At 39.1% G+C, this 3,595-nt stretch carries 3 protein-coding genes; all 3 read right to left on the minus strand.

Annotated features, from left to right (window positions below):
* Positions 1 to 224: 224 nt before the first annotated feature.
* Positions 225 to 1,007: an RNA polymerase sporulation sigma factor SigG gene (sigG, locus tag NON16_RS25230; protein ID WP_257352376.1), complete on the minus strand. Its 783-nt coding sequence runs from the start codon at positions 1,005 to 1,007 to the stop codon at positions 225 to 227.
* Between the two features lie 400 nt (positions 1,008 to 1,407).
* A complete protein-coding gene (sigE, locus tag NON16_RS25235; RefSeq protein ID WP_257352377.1) occupies positions 1,408 to 2,127 on the minus strand; it encodes an RNA polymerase sporulation sigma factor SigE in 720 nt (239 codons plus the stop codon).
* Positions 2,128 to 2,185: 58 nt separating this feature from the next.
* The gene (gene spoIIGA / locus NON16_RS25240) at positions 2,186 to 3,112 is read right to left on the minus strand and encodes a sigma-E processing peptidase SpoIIGA (RefSeq protein WP_257352378.1); all 927 of its coding nucleotides are present in this window, start codon (positions 3,110 to 3,112) and stop codon (positions 2,186 to 2,188) included.
* Between the last annotated feature and the right edge of the window lie 483 nt (positions 3,113 to 3,595).

Below are 3,595 nucleotides of genomic sequence, written 5' to 3' on the forward strand. Positions count from 1 at the left end.
CGACTGATCGGATTCGGTCCCCATGTTTACTTTTGAATCGTTCCCAGTGTCCATGATGATCAAAGAAAATTTGTCTAAGAATATTCGTCTCCATACACACAAACTACCACAGCGAAATGCTCTGTGGTAGCCCCGAATTTTATACTTTCTTATCTTTTAAAGAAAGACGAACTCCATGGAGTTCGTCTTCTTACAAACCATTTAATTCATATCCAAAGCAGTTATCAGCCGCTCTGAATACTTTTATTCATTTGATTAATTGCGGCTTTTTCAAGTCTAGATACTTGTGCTTGTGAAATTCCAATTTCATCTGCTACTTCCATTTGCGTTTTTCCTTGAAAAAACCTCATTGTAAGAATTAACTTTTCACGTTGATTCAATCGAGTCATCGCTTCACGTAATGCTATTTCTTCAATCCATTGATAATCTTTATTTTTATCATCACTTATTTGGTCCATTACAAATATCGGTTCTCCACCATCATTGTAAATCGGCTCAAACAGTGATACTGGATCCTGAATTGCATCAAGTGCAAACACAACTTCTTCCTTTGTTACTCCGAGCTCACGTGCGATTTCATGAGGTTTCGGTTCTCTTGACTCTTTACTTACAATTTTATCACGTACCTGCAAAGCTTTGTATGCGATGTCTCGTAGGGATCGAGATACTCGTATAGGATTATTATCACGTAAATATCTACGTATCTCTCCGATAATCATCGGTACCGCATAAGTTGAAAATTTAACATTCTGACCTAGATCAAAGTTATCAATTGATTTCATTAATCCAATACAACCAACCTGGAAAAGGTCATCTACGTACTCGCCCCGGTTATTAAATCGCTGAATCACACTTAGTACCAGCCTTAAATTTCCGTTTACGAGCTTTTCTCTTGCAGATAAATCACCATCTTGCATTTGAGCAAACAATACTCTCATTTCTGTGTTTTTTAATACTGGAAGCTTAGATGTATCAACGCCGCAAATCTCAACTTTATTCCGTGTCATATCTTCCCCTCCAATTGGGAGTTACTGTCAGAATAAAGTATCTCCCTGAGAGGAAAATTTATGCACTTAGTTAAAGAAAATTAGAAAAGCGGAAGTGCCCTGCTTAGCCACGAAGGTCACTGGAAGACCGACGAGGAGGCTGTTGCCGCCGCAGGAGGCCTGAAGTGATCCAAGTGGTTGGGCGCTGAAGCTGGACATTACATCCATGCCGCAAACTTTTATACTTTCTTTACTCACTTGGAAAGCCCCACCCGATCGAGTAGGGTGAGGCGTCGTGAAAATGAGTGGATAAGAAGTCATCGATTAAACCATTTTGTTGAATTCTCTTTGCAANTTGGAAAGCCCCACCCGATCGAGTAGGGTGAGGCGTCGTGAAAATGAGTGGATAAGAAGTCATCGATTAAACCATTTTGTTGAATTCTCTTTGCAATCGCTTTATAATTCTCTTTTCAAGCCTGGAAATATAGGATTGTGAAATACCAAGTAAATCTGCTACATCTTTTTGTGTTTTTTCTTCTCCACCAGCTAACCCGAATCTAAGCTCCATAATTTGTTTTTCCCGTGGTGATAACGTGTATAGTGCTTTGAAAAGCAGTTTCCGATCTACATTAGCTTCAATATCACGTGTAATAATATCATCATCTGTCCCTAGTACATCAGACAAAAGAAGTTCATTTCCATCCCAATCAACATTTAATGGTTCATCAAATGATACTTCCGAACGTGTTTTATTATTTCTTCTTAAATACATCAGGATTTCATTTTCAATACATCTCGAAGCATAGGTCGCTAACTTGATTTTCTTTTCAGGATTGAATGTGTTTACAGCCTTAATTAACCCGATTGTTCCGATACTTATTAGGTCTTCAATGTTGATTCCGGTGTTCTCAAATTTTCGAGCAATGTAAACAACTAGACGCAAATTTCGTTCAATTAACACCGCTCTAGCTGCTTTGTCCCCTTTTGGAAGCTTTTGAAGTAATAGTGCTTCCTCATCCTTAGAAAGTGGTGAAGGCAGAGCTTCGTTTCCCCCTATGTAGTATATTTCCTCTGCCTTAATCCCAAGCTTAATAAGTAATTTGTACCACCAAAGTGTAAGACGTAGTTTCAGCTTCCCCATTCCTTATCCTCCCTTGCTTTCAAGAAATTCGATCCGTGTTCTCAATACAATATAAAAGTTAAGAAGCACTTGACGTTACCTTAGCATTCACGATCATTTTCGGATGAAGGATTGCATTATAGTCACCTTCCCCCGAGATGTTAGATAATGATAGTCCTACAATTACGTTCCTCGTCTCATATTTCACATTGTTTTGCCAAATATGAACGTGATCTGGTTTAATCCCAGTAAGAAATTGATTGTTACTACCCACTGCTCTAAAGGGTATAAGACGTAGTCGATCGATCCAAGGGTTCGGTTCTTCCTCATCATTCTGACCGATGTGTTCCAGATTCTCTGCTTGGTCAAGGACTACCTTAGGCAACTGATTCTGAAATTCTTTCGTATCTAATATCATTACTGGGTGTTTCGAGAGGGGGTCATGGAGTTGGTTTCCACTATCCATAAGACCTGTTCCTTTAAAAGTAAGTGAGTCTATTTTTACTTCAAAGGTCATAATCTGTTCGTAGTGAAGCTTTCTAACTTCTAATTGGTTCACTCTTTTCTTCGTGAAAACAATCAATACAGGAAATAAAAGGACAACAAACAGCCAACTGACTGGATCTCCTAGGCCACTAGATTTTGTCTGCATGACTCCATTAATAATTTGGGCATCTGTTTGGAGAAAATAATGAATTCCAAGCAATCCCCCTCCGGTAATAAAGGTGGTAAAGTAGAACATGAATAAACCTTGTACAAAAGAAGCAAACCGCTTATAGCCAAATGTAATCATAATAATAATGGCCGAATAAAGCAGCTTAACTATTGGGTGATAAACAATACCTGTCTCAGCAAATAAGAAAAATACATACAAAGAACCCATCAATGCACCCAAGAACAACCGTTTCTTGGATGTATTGCGCTTCAAGATCAATGCCGTTAACCATAGCAACAAAAAATCGATACACAAATTCAGAAACCAAATGACATCCAAATATATTGTCATTGGCTGCTCCCCTCCTGGAACTTGCACTTAGTATAGCGTAGGCGGGCTGAGGAAGTCTGTCGGTTTATGTGGTTAAAGTAGTGTTAATTTTAGGAGATTTATAGAGGTTTTGTCGGGGGAATTATAACATTAAAGAAAAGCGGAAGCACCCTGTTCAGATGTGATAAAGAAAACTTGGTAAACACCAAGGTTACGAAGGCAGTTGCCTTAGTTCCTCGAAAAAGCAAAACCTTTTCGGGTAAGCCACGAAGGTCACTGGAAGGCCACCGAGGAGGCTGTTGCCGCCGCAGGACTGAAGTGATCCGAGTGGTTGGGCGCTGGAGCTAGACATTACATCCATGCAACAAAATTTTATACTCCCTCTATAAAGTAAGGGTTTTCTCCGTTATTCTTGTTATTTCTAAGCTTTTCACTCGATACATCTAATGAAATGTATCAAATGTATGGATAGGTGAACCATATTTGCTTCATTATGGAAGGGGA

It is taken from the genome of Pseudalkalibacillus decolorationis (genome assembly GCF_024609785.1).
GTDB classification, from domain to species: domain Bacteria; phylum Bacillota; class Bacilli; order Bacillales; family Fictibacillaceae; genus Pseudalkalibacillus; species Pseudalkalibacillus decolorationis.